The sequence below is a fragment of the Halomonas sp. BDJS001 genome (assembly GCF_026104355.1).
Lineage (GTDB): Bacteria > Pseudomonadota > Gammaproteobacteria > Pseudomonadales > Halomonadaceae > Vreelandella.
The window spans coordinates 2,988,781-3,005,149 of the sequence record NZ_CP110535.1; the positions used below are offsets into that span (position 1 = coordinate 2,988,781).

Here is a 16,369-nt window from a genome sequence, read left to right on the forward strand (position 1 = left end):
AGCACGCGGGTCAGTCTCGCGCTTCTATCGGCACCCACTCGCTCTTCTCGGGGCCAGTGTAATCGGCGCTGGGGCGAATAATGCGGTTGTTGGCGCGCTGCTCAAACACATGGGCCGCCCAGCCAGTCAGCCGTGACATCACAAAAATCGGCGTGAATAGCTTGGTGGGAATATCCATAAAGTGATACGCGCTGGCATGGAAGAAGTCGGCGTTACAGAACAGCTTCTTCTCGCGCCACATGACTTCCTCAACCCGCTCAGAAACTGGGTAGAGCACTTTATCGCCTACGTCATCAGAGAGCTTCTTGGACCAGTGCTTGATAATCGCGTTGCGCGGGTCGGACTCGCGATAGATCGCATGGCCGAAGCCCATGATCTTATCCTTGCGCTCCAGCATCCCCATGATCTTGCTTTCTGCTTCTTCCGGCGACTGCCAGTTTTCGATCATCGCCATGGCGGCCTCGTTAGCACCACCGTGCAGTGGCCCGCGCAGCGAGCCAATGGCACCGGTTATGCAGGAGTGCATATCGGAAAGCGTTGAGGCGCAAACCCTGGCGGTAAAAGTAGAGGCGTTAAACTCATGCTCGGCGTAGAGAATCAGCGATACGTTCATTACCCGCGCATGCAGCTCTGAGGCGGGCTCACCGCGCAGCATATTAAGGAAATGGCCGCCTACCGAGTCGTCATCGGTCTCGGTATCAATGCGCACGCCGTCGTGGGTGAAGCGGTACCAATAGCAGATAATTGAGGGCAGCACCGCCAGCAGCCGGTCGGCAACATCCTGCTGCTGGTCGAAATTCTCCTCGGTTTCCAGATTACCCAGCATCGAGGTGCCGGTGCGCATCACATCCATGGGGTGGGCATCTTTAGGAATCTGCTCGAGCACTGTTTTCAGCGCATCAGGCAGGCCACGCAGGCTTTTCAGCTTGGCGATGTAGTGATCCAGTTCAGCTTGATTGGGCAGCTTACCTTTTAACAGCAGGTAAGCCACTTCTTCAAACTTGGCTTTTTCAGCCAGCTCTTTGATATCAAAGCCACGGTAGGTCAGGCCTGAGCCGGTTTTGCCTACCGTGCACAACGCGGTGGAACCGGCGCTCTGGCCACGCAGTCCTGCACCTGTCACGGGTTTATCTGCCATGGTGTGTCTCCTATTACTGCTTTTATTTTAACTATCGTGTTCTGAATAATTTCGCTTATTAAGCTTTCGGTAAAGCCGGTTTGGTGAGAGGGCAGGTTGGAGCGAGGGTCTTTCGGCCAGGGATGGCGAAAGTAGCGCCCAGGGATGGGTTTACACCGCCCTCGCGGAAACCTGCCCTCTCACCAGTTGTCTTACTGGTCATCACCTTTCTCGGCAAACAAAGCATCCAGCTTCTGCTCAAAATCGTGGTAGTTCAGGAAGTCGTAGAGTTCGTCGCGGGTTTGCATCAGCGGCACGACCTCTTTTTGGTGACCGTTGTCGAGAATGCTTTGGTAGACCTGTAACGCCGCGGCGTTCATGGCGCGGAACGCAGAGAGCGGGTAGAGCACCATGCGGCAGCCAACGTTGCCAAGCTCCTGCTGGGTGAATAGAGGCGTTGCGCCAAATTCGGTGATATTGGCTAGAATCGGCGCATTGACCCGTTGGCAGAAAGCCTTGTAATCATCCAGGGTGTGCACCGCTTCGGCAAAGATGGCATCCGCCCCCGCTTCCACACAGGCATTGGCGCGTTCAATGGCGGCGTCAAGGCCCTCTTTTTGGAACGCATCGGTGCGGGCAATGAGATAGAAGTCGGGGTCGATCTTGGCATCGGCGGCGGCTTTGATACGGTCGACCATCTCCTGCTGGGAAACAATCGCTTTATTCGGGCGGTGTCCACAACGCTTTTGCGCCACCTGGTCTTCCATATGCACCGCGGCGACACCAGCGCGCTGCATCTCTTTCACAGTGCGAGCGATATTGAAGGCGCCGCCCCAGCCGGTATCGATATCCACCAGCAAAGGTAGCTCGGTGGCGCCGCAGATACGGTGGGCATCCTCCACCACATCATTCATGGTCGTCATGCCCAGATCCGGCAAGCCGAACGAGGCGTTGGCCACACCGCCGCCGGAGAGATAAATCGCTTGATGGCCCACTTTATCGGCCATCAGCGCGGTATAAGCATTGATGGTGCCTAAGATCGGCAGCGGGCGATTAGCGTCGAGGGCAGCCCGAAAGCGGGCGCCTGGCGTCATCTGGGACATGGGGCGTTTCTCCTATTGCTAATTTTTAGTTATGTCATAGCTTTATTTAGTGATGTTTTAACCTTGCGGTTTAGCTGCTGATTGCTCCAGGGCTGCGGCATAGCGATCTGCCACATTGGCGCGGGAGGCACTAACATGGCGGCGCATCAGCAGCTCGGCCAACTCTGCATCGCCCGCTTCAATGGCATCCACAATGCGATGGTGCTCCACAAAAGCGCGTTGGGGCCGGGTGCCGCTGGCGCTAAACTGGGTGCGATAAAGGCGCACAAGGTAGTAGAGATCATCGCAGAGCAGGTTCATTAGCATCTTGTTATGGCTGCCCTGAACGATACAGTAGTGAAAATCGAGGTCACCTTCGCGCTGGTAGTAGGCTTCGCCACGCTTGAGATCGGCCTGGCCCTCGTGCAGCGCCAGCACATCCCGCAAGCCCTGAACCTCTGCCGGTGTCATATGCTCAGCTGCCAGCCGCGCCGCCATGCTTTCAAGGGCTTCGCGCAGATCAAACAGCTCTAGAAGTTCTTTCATCGAGAGCTTAACTACTCGTGCGCCCACATGGGGAACGCGCTCAATGAGTCGATGTGCCTCCAGACGCCGCATCGCCTCGCGCAGCGGCCCACGGGAAATGCCGTAGGTTTTTGATAACCCGGGCTCGGTGATCTTACTGCCAGGAGCTAGCTCGCCCCGTACGATGGCATCCTGCAACTGATGAAACACCCGCTCGGCGAGGGTACGCACTTCAGGCGTCGTGGATTCAGACGAACTTTCTTCGGACGAACTTGCAGTGGTGCTTAGTGAAGGAGTAGCAAGAGAAGCCATAATTGATTGTCGACAATTGAAAAGTAAATAAACTCTAGCGCGTGTCAATTAAACCGTCAACCAGCCTTGTTTACCGATTTTATACGCCTTTCGTTGTATTAGCAGGCGCAACAAAATCCATCTTGTCAACAATCAAGCCCTTTTTTTACTCAACGCTGCGGATAATTCTCTGCGTGAGAAAGGCGTCGAAGCGCTGCGCTGGTGTGATTGTCTACGCGCCTCTAAAATGACCCGCCCTTTACTGGCTAGGCGTTTGCTTAATGACCAAGGCGTTGACGATATCAGCCCTGCCCTATTCACCCGACCCATTGGGTTTATTCGCTCGCCTGCGTACCAGGCCCGGTGCAATACTGCTCGACAGTGGCCGCCCGGTCGCTACCGGCCGCTTTGATATAATCAGCAGTGACCCGCTCGCTACGCTTGAGGTTGCTCATAATGGTGAGGCGAGTATCGCGTCGGATCGGCTTAGCCCTCCGGCGCACTTGGCCAACGATGCCTTTGCCCTTCAGCAGTGGCTGCTGGATCAATTGGATATTCCGGATGAAACCAGCGAACTCCCGTTTCTGGGCGGGCTAATAGGCTACTGGGGATACGATTTAGGCCGTAAAACCTTATCCATCCCGAGCCGTCAAGCAAGCCCGGTCACACTGCCACAAGCCCGTTTAGGACTTTACGACTGGTGTATTACCCTGGATCACATGGCCCAACAGGCGTGGTTAATCGCCACACCGCAACGCCGTGAGCAGGTAGAGGGTTGGCTTACCCAGTCCCCAGCGCCCACTCATGCATTCACATTAACGGATACCTTTAAGGCAGAACTTAGCCACGCCCAGTACGTGGCACGTTTTAACGCCGTTCAGCGCTATATTCGGGCGGGCGACTGCTATCAAATTAACCTGGCGCAGCGCTTTTATGCCGACTACCAGGGGGATGAGTGGCAGGCATACCTGCAACTGCGCCAAGCCACCCCAACACCCTATTCAGGCTTTATGGCCTGGGGCGACAAAGCGGTCATGTCACTTTCACCAGAACGGTTTATTCAGTGCCGCAACGGCGAGGTAGAAACTCGGCCGATTAAAGGCACCCGCCCGCGTGGCACGACGTTTGAAGAGGATCAGGCGCTGGCGGAGCAGCTATTGAGCAGCACTAAAGATCGCGCTGAAAATGTCATGATCGTCGACCTGCTGCGCAATGATTTAGGTCGCGTCTGCCAACCCGGTACCATCCGCGTACCGCAGCTGTGTCATCTTGAGAGCTACCCTAACGTGCACCATCTGGTCAGTGTCGTGCAGGGAACCCTGGCCAATGCCTATACCCCGCTGGCACTGCTTAAAGCAGCCTTCCCTGGCGGCTCAATTACCGGCGCGCCTAAAATTCGTGCGATGCAGATCATCGATGAACTGGAACCCTGCCAACGCAGCGTGTATTGCGGCAGCCTTGGCTATGTGGATGTACGCGGCAGCATGGATACCTCTATCGCTATTCGCACGATGGTGGCCGAGGCGGGAAGAGTGCATGTATGGGGCGGTGGGGGTTTGGTGGCAGACTCCCAAGCGGAGGAAGAGTACACCGAAACGCTGGATAAAATCCGTCACCTAATTGGCGCTTTGGAATAAGCAACGCGAGCTCTATATCAAAAAGGAATATAAAAGCCAAACTAAACGGTATTGGGGCTCGCTGCCTCCTGTTTGGTAGCCTAGTCAGTATTATTTAACTTTCGATATTTAATTCTCGATTAGGAGGCAGCATGTCCTCAGAGCTTGCAGCGATTAACAGAGATTTCGCCAATAATCCTAAAGGGTTAGTTGAATGGGCGCTGACCCAGGGTGCACGGCCTATTTGCACCACCAACTTTCGCCCCTTTGAGGCGGTGATCCTGCATATGGTGACCCAGGTGCGCCCGGATATTCCGATTGTGTGGATGGACAGTGGCTACAACACCGAGGCGACCTATCAGTTTGCTGATGAAGTCATCAAACAGCTCAATCTTAATCTGGTGAGCTTTATACCCCAGCGAACCCGTGCCCACCGTGAGGCGTTGGAGGGCCCTATGCCTGGCATCGACGACCCGCGCCACGCGGCCTTTACTCAGGAAGTAAAAATCGAACCCTTCGAGCGGGCGCTGCGTGAAATGCAGCCCGACGTATGGTTTACCGCGCTGCGCGCTGAAGACACACCAGAGCGCGCCAAAATGCAGCCGGTTAGCCGCAACAGCGATGGCCTATTGAAAGTTGCCCCGCTGCTACAGTGGAGCGCCAAAGATATGTACCAATACCTTCAGGCGCATAACTTGCCCAACAACTTCGACTACTTCGACCCCACCAAGGTGGAAGAGAAGCGCGAATGCGGACTGCATTTACAGCACTGATTTACACCGTGAATTAATATTCGGGCAGGTCTAAGTCATCGAACAGCGACTGTTCATGGCGCGGGCCTGCCATAAGCGCTTCTTCTACCCGGTCACGGGTTAGATGAGGCGCAAAGCGCTCTAAAAAGTCGTACATATAGCCACGCATAAAAGTGCCGCGACGAATACCAATCTTGGTTGTCGAGCTAGCAAACAGGTGACTGGCATCCAGGGCGACGAGATCATCATCAAGTGCCTCATCCACGGCCATATGCGCCACAATGCCGACTCCCATCCCCAGCCGTACGTAGGTTTTAATCACATCCGCATCAGCCGCTGTCAGCACCACATTGGGCGTTAGGCCCTTGGCCTTAAAGGCATCGTCTAACTGCGAACGACCGGTAAACCCGAACACATAGGTAACCAATGGATGCTCGCCAAGCGCCTCTAGAGTCAACGGGCCCTGATGCGTGGCTAGTGGGTGCCCCTTGGGTACCAGTACGCAACGATTCCAGCGGTAGCACGGCAGTAGCACTAAATCGGTAAACAGCTCTAGCGACTCGGTCGCAATAGCAAAATCGGCTTGCCCTTCACTGACCATCTGGGCGATCTGCTTGGGCGTGCCCTGCTGCATATGCAGCGCCACATCCGGGTATTTCAGGGTGAACTCGCTGATAATAGGCGGTAAGGCGTAGCGAGCCTGGGTATGGGTCGTGGCTATGGCCAAGCTGCCGCGACGCTCATCGCTATGCTCCTGGGCCACCTGTTTAATGTTTTCGGTGAGGCGCAGAACCTGCCCCGCCAGGTCAATAATCGACTGCCCGGCAGGCGTGACCCGTGTTAGGTGTTTGCCGCTGCGAGCAAAAATCTCGACGCCAAGCTCGTCCTCTAACAAACGAATTTGCTTGGAGATCCCCGGCTGTGAGGTAAATAGACTTTGCGCTGTGGCCGAGACATTCAGGTTATGCCGATTGACTTCCCAGATATAGCGTAGCTGTTGTAGCTTCATGTCCTCACCTTATTTATTCTCTAGACAGATCTATGTAGACCGTATCTCTATGCAGGCCGAATGTTTAAGCGCATCCATACGCTGGTGCCACATCACGTCTGGCTGGGTATATTGCTTTGCGTTGCTTTACCTTACATTGCACTGCTTGGCTCAACCGGCACTCTACAGCACCATATAGAATAAAAAACACCATAATAATGCTTTTATATTATAAAAAAATGCCCTACCAGCACCCATTAATTTCTGCTATTTAGTTAACTCACCGTGCGGGAAATTTGCCAGCAACCTTCGCGCCCGCTAACATCTGCCCACGCTTATCGCGATAGACACGAGGCGCGGCAAAAGAGCGCCAATAGATCGCGTAATGACCGTTGCTCCATTTGAGGCAACGAACCAGTAAGAGCAACGCAAACGGAGAAGCAAATGGCTAATAATGTTGATGTCACCAACGCCAATTTTGAGCAAGAAGTCCTCAACGCTGAACAGCCTGTGCTAATGAAATTCTGGGCACCGTGGTGTGGCCCATGCAAAGTCATGGCCCCGGTCGTTGATGAAGTGGCCGCCGAACGACAGGAGAGCCTGAAAGTCGTTAGCGTTAATGTAGACGACGCTCCTGAAATTGCTGCCGAGCAAGGCGTTCGCGGTGTACCTACCGTGATGCTGTTTAAATCCGGCACTAAAGTCGCTTCACTGGTTGGCGCGCAGTCTAAATCGCAACTGACGCAGTTCATCGAACAAAACGCTTGATCAGTGCGTTTAGCACTTGTGAAAACCGCCGACACTGTCGGCGGTTTTTCTTTCGCTAGTTTCTGCGTTTCCAGGGTGGCAAACTTGCGTCACTCGACCGGATATCTTTCACACGGCGTTTCCCAGGCCCTAACAGCCTAGCGATCCAGCGGGTTTGTGGATGGCTATCAAGGGCAATCTTCAACGTCATCGTCAGCACCACCGAAAGCAGCATCCCCGCCGCACCGAAGATCCACCCCCATACCACTAGCGATAAAAACGCCACGAAGGTGGAAAGCCCCAACGCTTGCCCCATTACCCTCGGCTCGATCAAGTTACCGAGCACAAAGTTGATCACCAGATAAGCCGAAGCCAGCAATAGCGCCTGAAAGGCACCGCCATCCTGAGATACCAGCAGCAACAGCACCGGTGGAATGGCAGCAATGGCTGAGCCGATATTGGGTATAAAGTTAAGGGCAAACGCCAACACGCCCCATAGCAGCGGGAAATCCACGCCAACAACCACACAGGAGAGCCATACCAGAACCCCAGTGGCCAGACTGATCATGGTTTTAACAGCCAGATAACGCTTCAGTGTTAAGCTGAACTCGCTAAAGCGTTTCAAGCTGGGCGCAGGGTTTTCCAGTGCACGCGAGACTTTGTCACGCACATTGAGTGTTTCAAACAGCATGAAGATGACCAGCAGCCCAACAATGATGCTTTGCATGAACAGGTTGCCAAGCTGGCTCAGTAGCTCTGGCATCCAAGAGCCTTCATCTTCTCCTTCAAAGAGCGAGTTGATCTGATCAGGATTAATCGCCAGCCCCCGAGAAGAGAGCGCATTAAGCAAGTTCCAATACTGCTCATAAAGCCGCGACTCTATCTCAGGCAACGCCGCTATGAAGGTACTAAAGCTATTCACCACCAGCAGGCCAATCAGCGACAAAAACCCTAGCAATACCATTAAGGTTAGAAAGGCAGACACCCGCATACTTAAGCCACAGCGATGCAACCATTGCACTGGTGAGGTACACACTACCGCGATAAATACCGCCAGTAACAGCGGCACAAGTAGATCAGCGCCTACTTTCATACCCGCAATAATCACCACCAAGGCGGCGAGCGCCAAAGTGGCGTTAAGTGGGATACTGCGGTAATCCTCGTCTGACAATTTCGACATGATCCATCCTTAGCTTGCTGTCAATATATAATGGCTGCATACGACATATTGCACAAACCGTGCAAATAATAAGCAACTGTTTTGCGTTCACTCTTCCCTGCTGAACTTTCTCTTCTTCTAAGCTTCAAAACGACCTGTACGCTTCCAAGCAACGTCTACCCTAACGTTTTGAATTTCGGGTTTAACTCAGCGGCACACCAGCCCGCACACTAAGGAAGTCATTTATGAAAGCAACTCCTCTTAATTTGCCAAAGTCAGGTTTTCGTAAACCCGGTCTTCGTAAATCAGGCTCTCAAAACCTGCGCACTAAACGTTTACGCAGTGGTCTGATTGGCAGTGCTCTGCTGGCACTTATTTGCGCTCCCTTAGCCCACGCTTCACCGCCACACACGCCCCCACCAAGCCTGCACGTTCAAGCGCAGTCATGGGTAGAGGTAGAACCCGACAAAGCCACCCTCAATGCCCGGCTATGGGAAAACACGCCAGCCCTTTCCACTCTGGAAGAGAGCGATAGTAGCGCACTTAGCGATGCCCGCGAACGTTTGGAGAGCCGTGCCAGCGAATTAATCGAACAAATGGAAGCCACCGGCCTTGAACGCAGCGCCATTAATGCGGGTTCGTTGAATGTCTATCCCGAACACGTACAAGGGCCACGCAACGAAGATGGCGAGCATGAGACCTTGCAGCGCACGCGTCTCGAGCGCCCAATCACCGTCGAATTAACCGATCTGGATCAGTTGAGTGAAGTGTTAGACGCGCTAATAGCCGCGGGTGTCAACTCATTGGACGGCGTGCAGTTCGACCTTCAAGATCGCGACGCTGCCACTGACGAAGCGCTGGTTAAAGCGCTAGAGAAAGCACAGCACAAAGCGAACCTGATGGCCGATAGCTTAGATGCTGAACTGGGCCATGTGCAGCGTATTGAAGAGACCCAATCGCCTATCTTCCAGCCGCGCATGATGGCAATGCGGGCAGAGAGCGACACTGCTTCAAGCCAATCGGGTGCCGCCAGTGATTACAGCCCCGGCACCATCCGCATTGATGCCGGGGTTAGCGTTGAGTGGGCGCTTAAAGGGCCAGACGCTCCACGCCGCCCAGATAGCGACGTAGCGGCTCAGGAATAACCACCGAACCATCCGCCTGCTGGTGGTTTTCAAGCACCGCCAGCAGGCAACGACCTACCGCCAGACCTGAACCGTTCAAGGTATGCAGCAACTGCGGCTTTTTGGCATCCGGATGGCGATAACGCGCCTGCATGCGCCGGGCCTGGAAATCCTCGCAGTTTGAGACCGAAGAGATCTCACGATACGTCTCCTGGCTAGGCAGCCACACTTCCAAGTCGTAGGTCTTGGTCGCCCCAAAGCCCATATCACCGGTACACAAAGTCACCACACGGTACGGTAGCTCCAGTGCCTGAAGAATGGCTTCCGCATGCCCGCGCATCTCTTCCAGCGCTTCGTAGCTCTTCTCCGGCTCCACAATCTGCACCATTTCGACTTTATCGAACTGATGCTGGCGGATCATACCGCGAGTATCGCGCCCGTGTGAGCCTGCTTCAGAGCGGAAACAGGGCGTATGGGCGGTAAGCTTCATCGGCAGCGCCGCCTGCTCAACGATTTCATCACGCACAAAGTTGGTCAGCGGTACTTCTGAAGTGGGAATCAGATGGTACTCGCGCTCATCGTCCAACTTGAACAAATCTTCGCCAAACTTCGGCAGTTGGCCGGTGCCCATCAGCGAATCACGGTTAACCATATACGGCACGTAGCACTCTTCATAGCCGTGCTGTTCGGTTTGGGTATCCAGCATAAACTGCGCCAATGCCCGATGCAGGCGCGCTATCGGCCCGCGCATGACCGCAAAGCGAGCACCGGTGATTTTAGCCGCCAGTTCAAAATCGAGATAACCGGATTTTTTGCCCAGATCAACGTGATCCAGCACCTCGAAATCAAACGCCCGCGGCGTGCCCCAGCGGTGCATCTCAACGTTATCGTCTTCGCTTTTACCTTCCGGCACGCTCTCATGGGGCAAGTTAGGGATACCACTAATGGCTTCGTCCCACTCTTCCTGCACGTCGGCCAATTCTTTTTTGGCTTTATCCAGGCGATCGCCTAAATCGCTGACTTCATTCAGCAGCGGCTGAATATCTTCACCGTTGGCCTTGGCTTTACCAATCGCTTTGGAGCGCATATTGCGCTCGTTTTGCAACTGCTCGGTTTGGGTTTGCAGCTCGCGACGACGCGACTCCAGCGCCTGCAATCCCGCTTTATCAAGCACAAAGCCCCGGCGGGCCAGTTGTTGAGCAACCGTATCAAGATCACCGCGCAGCAGTTTCGGATCGAGCATGAATCCTGTCCCTTGGCCTGAAAACAATAAGAGCAACGCGCCAATGCGCGTGCATAAAAGGAACTATTGTAGGCAAAAGCGCGGCGGGGAGCCATGGCCGGTATCACCAGACACACGTTTAGCTACGCTTAAAGGCTCTAGCTCCAGAGAAGTCGGCACTAGCAATGCTCTTTATAACGCCACACTCCAGTAGCGCGTGGTAAGCCTACGGCGCACCCGCGAATGCAGTGCGCAGCGCTGCTAGAAGTTAGCGGCACGTAATAGGCTTGCACTATCGCTAAGTAAGATTCAGTTATCGAGTCGACTGTATGTGCTATTACCACTCGGCATATCCATCCCAGCCCATTAGCCAAAAGTGATAGAGTGCCCGCCGATTCCACTGACGAATCGCTCAATAATAGATATTCACAGTTTGGACAGGAGAAAGGCAGTGCAGGAAACAGCACAGCAAGGAAAATTTGCCTGGTGGCGACGAATTGCCCTATGGAAGAAGATTCTCGCCGGTTTGGCGTTGGGTATTTTGGCGGGTGCGCTGTTAGGCGACACCGCCAGCGTGTTTAAACCGCTGGGCGATATTTTTATTAACGCCATTATGATGCTGATTGTGCCGCTGGTGTTCTCAACGCTGGTGGTGGGCATTACCTCCATGCGCGACCCACAGAAAATGGGTCGTATCGGCGCACGCACGATTACGCTCTACTTGATTACTACCGCCTTCGCCATAAGTATTGGCCTATTGTTATCCACCCTGCTACAGCCGGGCGTGGGCGTTGATTTAAGCTTCGACTCTGAAGTGGCCGCTAACGAAGCACCCTCGCTGGTTTCTATTCTGGTTAACTTAGTACCGCGCAACCCACTGGACGCCCTGGCCAACGGCAACATTATGCAGATCATTGTGTTTGCCATTGGTTTGGGTATTTCCCTAACGCTGATTGGCGACAAAGGCGAGCCGGTCATGAAGGTCTTCGATAGCTTTGCCGAGGCGATGTACAAGCTCACCGGCATTGTGATGGCCTTCGCCCCGTTCGGCGTCTTTGGCTTGATCGCCCATGTCTCGGGCCAGTACGGCTTAGAGATACTGCTGCCGCTGGCCAAGCTGATTGGCGTGGCGTACCTGGCCAGCATACTTCACGTGCTAGTGATCTACTCGGGCTTGATCTCGCTGCTGGGGCGGCTAAACCCCATGCGTTATTTGCAGGGCAGCCTGGACGCTATTGTCGTAGCGTTCTCGTCGGCGTCTTCTGCGGGCACCCTGCCGGTCTCTATCCGCTGTGCGCAGAAGAACCTGGGCGTTTCCGAAGGGGTTTCCGGGTTTGTGCTGCCCGTGGGCGCCACCATCAATATGGATGGCACCGCGCTTTATCAAGGCGTGGTGGTGCTATTTATCGCCCAGATGACTGGCACGGACTTGAGCATGATGGATTACGGCATGATTGTTGCCACCGGCACGCTGGCCTCCATTGGCACAGCGGGCGTACCGGGCGCGGGCTTGATTATGCTCTCGATTGTCATGGCCCAGGTTGGCCTGCCGCTGGAAGCCATCGCCGTGGTCGCGGGGATTGATCGTATCCTTGATATGGCACGCACCAGCGTCAACGTTGCCGGTGATTTGATGGTGACAACCCTGGTAGGTAAAAGCGAAGGGGAGCTCAATGAAGAGATCTACAACCGCCGCTAGCCTGAACCTAGCCTTTGATAGCGTCTGAACGGGTGCCCGCTGTGATGAGCAGCGGGCACTGCGCTTTCCCTTCATAGCCTTCCCCTGCTATACAGCAGTTGTGATTCTGACGGTTTCTCGGCAACCTATTAGCATCATTTCCAGCCGAGCAACGCAGCTATGCCTACCGCTTTTAATCAAACGCTCGCCGCCATCGATGCCCTGCATGCCGAGGATCCGCGCGCCACGACCCTTGCCGATGGCACCTCCATGCCCCAGGAACTGGCCTATGCCCAGCGCATGAGCGACTGGCTAGACCGCGTTCATGACAACCCAGACGAAGTGCTGCGCTTAGCGGTACGCGCCCAGCACTTACAGCGCTGGTTAGTGCCGCGTGAAGAGTACCCCGAAGGGCGCGTAGGCTATTTAACCTGGCGGCGCGACCAGGGCAAGCGCGCGGGCGAGACGACCGCCCAGCTAATGCGCGAGGCAGGCTACAGTGACGAAGAGGCCAATCGAGTCAAAACCATTATTGGCAAGAAAGGCCTGGGCCGCGACCCCGATGTGCAGGCGCTGGAAGATTGCGCCTGTCTGGTGTTTTTAGAAAACTACTTTGCCGACTTTTCGCGCAAGATCGAGCACGACCATATGGTACGGATCGTGCAGATGACCTGGCGAAAAATGTCACCCCGCGCCCACGAACTGGCCTTGCAACTCCCCATGTCGGACGCCTCATTAGCGCTGGTAAAAGAGGCCCTGGGTGTGGAGTAAGGGTGGGATAAGCTACAGAGCAATGCGCTACCGTGAGATGCAGCGGGGCAGCCGCTGCGGTAAAGTAGCGGTCTTCTTTTATTGCGCCCCCGGCACTGACGGCTTGATCAACTATGATTGCATCCTTGGACACCCGTACCGCCCCGTTCGAACGCTTGGGCAATGAGTATGTACGTTTTCTACAGGCGCTTAAAACGCGCGGCTTTGAAGGCGAAATCGCTCCCGATTACGCCAACCGCACGGTGCTGGCGACGGATAACTCGATTTACCAGCGCCTGCCCCAGGCGGCGGTCTACCCCAAGCATGCCGAAGACCTGGAACGCCTAACCCGGCTGGCCGCGCAAACCACTCACCGCAGCATTGTATTAACGCCCAGAGGCGGCGGTACCGGTACCAACGGCCAGTCGCTCACCGATGGCATCGTAGTGGATGTCTCCCGCCATATGAACCGGATCCTTGAGATCGACGTTGAAAACCGTCGGGTGCGCGTTCAGGCCGGGGTGATCAAAGACCAGCTCAACGCCGCACTCAAACCCCACGGGCTGTTTTTCGCCCCGGAACTGTCGACGTCCAACCGCGCCACCATTGGCGGCATGATCTCTACCGATGCCAGCGGTCAGGGCAGCTGCGAATACGGCAAAACCCGCGACCACGTACTGGAGCTCGACACCGTTCTGATTGGCGGTCAGCATCTACACAGCCGTGCCCTAACCCCGGACGAAGAGCAGGCCGAGCGCCAGCAGGAAGGCATTCTTGGCCGCGTGCATACCATCGCCGCCGAGATTATCGACCAGCAGCGTGAGCTGATAGAGACAAAATTTCCGCCGCTCAACCGCTGCTTGACCGGCTACGACTTGGCCCACCTGCGCGACGACGAGGGGCAGCTTAACCTCAACAGCCTGCTGTGCGGTTCGGAAGGCTCGCTGGGCTTTTTAAATGAAGCGGTGCTGAACGTGCTGCCGATTCCCAAGCACTCCACGTTGGTCAATGTGCGCTATACAAGCTTTATGGACGCCCTGCGGGATGCCAAAACGCTGAAAGCCGCCAGCGCCCGCCCCACCTCCATCGAAACGGTGGATGACACCGTCCTCCAGCTCGCCATGGAGGACTTTGTCTGGGACAGCGTGGCCGAATTTTTCCCGGCAACCGGAACGGCGCCGATTCGCGGCATTAACCTGATCGAGTTCAATGACGACGATGAGAGCGCCCTGGCCGCGCGGGTTGAAGCCTTCACCGGCCATCTAAGCCAAGACACTACTGTCGAACGCCTGGGCTATACCCTGGCAGAGGGACGCGGGCAGATTCAGAAAGTCTACGCTATGCGCAAACGCTCGGTGGGGTTGCTCGGCAATGTGCAAGGGGAAAAGCGCCCGATTCCATTTGTGGAAGATACCGCTGTGCCACCGGAACATCTGGCGGACTTTATTGCCGAGTTCCGCGCCGCGCTGGATGCCCGCGGGCTCTCCTATGGGATGTTTGGTCATGTGGATGCGGGGGTACTCCACGTACGCCCCGCCATCGATATGAAGGATCCAGAGCAGGAAAAACTGATTCGAGCGGTCTCCGATGAAGTCGCTGCGCTGACCCAAAAATACGGCGGCCTACTATGGGGCGAACACGGCAAAGGTGTGCGCTCGGAGTACGCCCCCCGGTTCTTTGGCGAACTCTACCCCAGCCTACAGCGGGTCAAAGCCGCCTTTGACCCGTTTAACCAGCTTAATCCCGGCAAGATCGCCACACCCTCTGAGAGCGGCGAGGTCATCGCCAAGGATAGCGACCCCGATCTGCTGACCATTGATGGCGTGCCCATGCGCGGCCAGCTTGACCGCACCATCGACGAGCGCGCCTGGCAGGCCTACGACGCCGCGGTGTACTGTAACGGTAACGGCGCCTGCTACAACTACGACCTCGACGACCCCATGTGCCCCTCCTGGAAGGCCACCGGGGATCGCCGCCACTCGCCCAAAGGCCGCGCCAGCCTGATCCGCGAATGGCTGCGCCTGCAGACCCAGGCGGGGATCGATGTCGTTGAGGAGTCGCGTAAGAAAAAAGCCGAAGGCGGCTGGGGCTTTATTAAGAGCTTTCCGCTGCGGGTGGCGAACACCCTAAGCCGCAAGCAGCACCACGACTACTCCCACGAAGTTTATGACGCCATGGCGGGCTGTTTGGCGTGTAAGTCCTGCGCCGGGCAGTGCCCCATCAAGGTCAACGTGCCGCAGTTCCGCTCCCAGTTTCTTGAGGTCTACCACGGCCGCTACCTGCGCCCAGTGCGGGACTACGTGATTGGCGGCACTGAGTTTATGCTGCCCACCCTGGCCAAGGCCGCACCACTGTATAACGCAGTCATCGGCCAGGGCTGGGTGGAAAAGCTGATGCGCAGCACCTTGGGCATGAGTGATTCCCCAGCCCTCTCCCACGCCAGCGTGAAGAAACAGCTGAAGGCCTGGGGCATCGCCGAAGCAACGCCGCTCTCACTGGCGCTGTTAACCGAACAGCAGCGCGCCAACAGCGTGATTATTGTCCAGGACGCCTTTACTACTCACTTTGAAGCCAAGCTGGTGATGGACGTAGTGGAGCTACTATCGCGTCTAAATCTACGCGTATTCGTGATGCCCTTTTCGGCGAACGGCAAACCGCTCCAGGTGCAGGGCTTCTTGGGCGCCTTCGAGAGCACCGCTGCCAAGCAGGCCGAGCGGCTACGCACCCTGGCCCGTTTTGATATTCCCCTGGTGGGCATCGACCCAGCCATGACGCTCACCTATCGCCAGGAGTATGTCAAAGCGTTAGGCAATGAGGCGGTGCCCGAGGTGCTAATGCTGCAAGAGTGGCTGGCAACCCGTATTAACACGCTAGCGCCCAACCAGTTCCAGCTAACCGACCCAGGCTTTAAGCTGCTCTCCCACTGCACCGAGAAGACCAACGCGCCGGGCAGCCCGAAAGCGTGGCAGCAGGTATTTGCGGCGTTTGGGTTAGAGCTAGAGTTGATGGCCACCGGCTGCTGCGGTATGTCGGGCACCTACGGCCACGAAACCCGCAACGCCGCTACATCAAAAACGATCTACGCCCAGTCCTGGCAGCCCCAGGTGGAAGCCAAAGAAAACACAGGCAAGTTACTGGCGACCGGCTACTCCTGCCGCAGCCAGGTGAAGCGCTACTCTGAACAAGTTCTGCTACATCCTTTGCAGGCGCTGCTCATTGCCCTAAAGCGCAGCTAAAGTTTGTACAAACACTAAACCTTGTATAAGGTTGAGGGAGCTAACGGCGTACAGCGCAAAAAGCTGTCATGCTGTTCATTGG

At 55.7% G+C, this 16,369-nt stretch carries 13 protein-coding genes; 7 read left to right on the plus strand and 6 right to left on the minus strand.

Annotated elements, in window-relative coordinates; genetic code table 11:
- Positions 1-10: 10 nt before the first annotated feature.
- The 3 genes from prpC to OM794_RS13905 form a co-directional block, all read right to left on the minus strand.
- Positions 11-1,138, minus strand: coding sequence for a 2-methylcitrate synthase (gene prpC, locus OM794_RS13895; RefSeq protein WP_226250788.1), 1,128 nt, complete (start codon positions 1,136-1,138; stop codon positions 11-13).
- Between the two features lie 191 nt (positions 1,139-1,329).
- On the minus strand, positions 1,330-2,220 hold the full coding sequence (gene prpB / locus OM794_RS13900) for a methylisocitrate lyase (RefSeq protein ID WP_226250787.1): 891 nt from the start codon (positions 2,218-2,220) through the stop codon (positions 1,330-1,332).
- Positions 2,221-2,277: 57 nt separating this feature from the next.
- Positions 2,278-3,036 (minus strand): GntR family transcriptional regulator, encoded by a 759-nt coding sequence (locus OM794_RS13905; protein WP_226250786.1) that lies wholly within the window; start codon positions 3,034-3,036, stop codon positions 2,278-2,280.
- Between the two features lie 260 nt (positions 3,037-3,296).
- On the opposite strand from OM794_RS13905, the gene pabB reads away from it, so the two are divergent.
- Both pabB and OM794_RS13915 read left to right on the plus strand, forming a co-directional pair.
- Positions 3,297-4,652 (plus strand): aminodeoxychorismate synthase component I, encoded by a 1,356-nt coding sequence (gene pabB / locus OM794_RS13910; protein WP_226250785.1) that lies wholly within the window; start codon positions 3,297-3,299, stop codon positions 4,650-4,652.
- A gap of 131 nt (positions 4,653-4,783) precedes the next feature.
- Complete coding sequence (locus OM794_RS13915; protein ID WP_226250784.1) at positions 4,784-5,404, plus strand: phosphoadenosine phosphosulfate reductase family protein; 621 nt, start codon at positions 4,784-4,786, stop codon at positions 5,402-5,404.
- 13 nt (positions 5,405-5,417) lie between these two features.
- On the opposite strand, the gene cysB is transcribed toward OM794_RS13915, so the two are convergent.
- On the minus strand, positions 5,418-6,392 hold the full coding sequence (gene cysB / locus OM794_RS13920; RefSeq protein ID WP_226250783.1) for an HTH-type transcriptional regulator CysB: 975 nt from the start codon (positions 6,390-6,392) through the stop codon (positions 5,418-5,420).
- Positions 6,393-6,815: 423 nt separating this feature from the next.
- Here cysB and trxA point away from each other — a divergent pair, with 423 nt between their 5' ends.
- On the plus strand, positions 6,816-7,139 hold the full coding sequence (gene trxA, locus OM794_RS13925; RefSeq protein ID WP_007113240.1) for a thioredoxin: 324 nt from the start codon (positions 6,816-6,818) through the stop codon (positions 7,137-7,139).
- A 55-nt stretch (positions 7,140-7,194) separates the two neighbouring features.
- On the opposite strand, the gene OM794_RS13930 is transcribed toward trxA, so the two are convergent.
- The gene (locus OM794_RS13930) at positions 7,195-8,298 is read right to left on the minus strand and encodes an AI-2E family transporter (RefSeq protein WP_226250782.1); all 1,104 of its coding nucleotides are present in this window, start codon (positions 8,296-8,298) and stop codon (positions 7,195-7,197) included.
- A 224-nt stretch (positions 8,299-8,522) separates the two neighbouring features.
- On the opposite strand from OM794_RS13930, the gene OM794_RS13935 reads away from it, so the two are divergent.
- Positions 8,523-9,422, plus strand: coding sequence for an SIMPL domain-containing protein (locus tag OM794_RS13935; RefSeq protein WP_226250781.1), 900 nt, complete (start codon positions 8,523-8,525; stop codon positions 9,420-9,422).
- Here the strand turns inward: OM794_RS13935 and serS are convergent.
- On the minus strand, positions 9,367-10,644 hold the full coding sequence (gene serS, locus OM794_RS13940; protein ID WP_226250780.1) for a serine--tRNA ligase: 1,278 nt from the start codon (positions 10,642-10,644) through the stop codon (positions 9,367-9,369). The genes OM794_RS13935 and serS overlap by 56 nt on opposite strands.
- Before the next feature lie 430 nt (positions 10,645-11,074).
- Here serS and OM794_RS13945 point away from each other — a divergent pair, with 430 nt between their 5' ends.
- The 3 genes from OM794_RS13945 to OM794_RS13955 all read left to right on the plus strand — a co-directional run bounded on the left by OM794_RS13945 (position 11,075) and on the right by OM794_RS13955 (position 16,287).
- Positions 11,075-12,322: a dicarboxylate/amino acid:cation symporter gene (locus OM794_RS13945; RefSeq protein WP_226250779.1), complete on the plus strand. Its 1,248-nt coding sequence runs from the start codon at positions 11,075-11,077 to the stop codon at positions 12,320-12,322.
- 159 nt (positions 12,323-12,481) lie between these two features.
- Positions 12,482-13,072, plus strand: coding sequence for a DUF4202 domain-containing protein (locus OM794_RS13950; RefSeq protein WP_226250778.1), 591 nt, complete (start codon positions 12,482-12,484; stop codon positions 13,070-13,072).
- A 113-nt stretch (positions 13,073-13,185) separates the two neighbouring features.
- Complete coding sequence (locus OM794_RS13955; RefSeq protein WP_265153810.1) at positions 13,186-16,287, plus strand: FAD-binding and (Fe-S)-binding domain-containing protein; 3,102 nt, start codon at positions 13,186-13,188, stop codon at positions 16,285-16,287.
- Positions 16,288-16,369 lie beyond the last annotated feature (82 nt).

Bases quoted from the DNA above. Each gene is read 5' to 3' on its own strand.
- cysB (WP_226250783.1), bottom strand. From the start codon at position 6,392: ATGAAGCTACAACAGCTACGCTATATCTGGGAAGTCAATCGGCATAAC.
- OM794_RS13950 (WP_226250778.1), top strand. From the start codon at position 12,482: ATGCCTACCGCTTTTAATCAAACGCTCGCCGCCATCGATGCCCTGCAT.
- OM794_RS13955 (WP_265153810.1), top strand. From the start codon at position 13,186: ATGATTGCATCCTTGGACACCCGTACCGCCCCGTTCGAACGCTTGGGC.
- prpB (WP_226250787.1), bottom strand. From the start codon at position 2,220: ATGTCCCAGATGACGCCAGGCGCCCGCTTTCGGGCTGCCCTCGACGCT.
- OM794_RS13930 (WP_226250782.1), bottom strand. From the start codon at position 8,298: ATGTCGAAATTGTCAGACGAGGATTACCGCAGTATCCCACTTAACGCC.
- OM794_RS13915 (WP_226250784.1), top strand. From the start codon at position 4,784: ATGTCCTCAGAGCTTGCAGCGATTAACAGAGATTTCGCCAATAATCCT.
- pabB (WP_226250785.1), top strand. From the start codon at position 3,297: ATGACCAAGGCGTTGACGATATCAGCCCTGCCCTATTCACCCGACCCA.
- OM794_RS13935 (WP_226250781.1), top strand. From the start codon at position 8,523: ATGAAAGCAACTCCTCTTAATTTGCCAAAGTCAGGTTTTCGTAAACCC.
- OM794_RS13905 (WP_226250786.1), bottom strand. From the start codon at position 3,036: ATGGCTTCTCTTGCTACTCCTTCACTAAGCACCACTGCAAGTTCGTCC.
- serS (WP_226250780.1), bottom strand. From the start codon at position 10,644: ATGCTCGATCCGAAACTGCTGCGCGGTGATCTTGATACGGTTGCTCAA.
- trxA (WP_007113240.1), top strand. From the start codon at position 6,816: ATGGCTAATAATGTTGATGTCACCAACGCCAATTTTGAGCAAGAAGTC.
- prpC (WP_226250788.1), bottom strand. From the start codon at position 1,138: ATGGCAGATAAACCCGTGACAGGTGCAGGACTGCGTGGCCAGAGCGCC.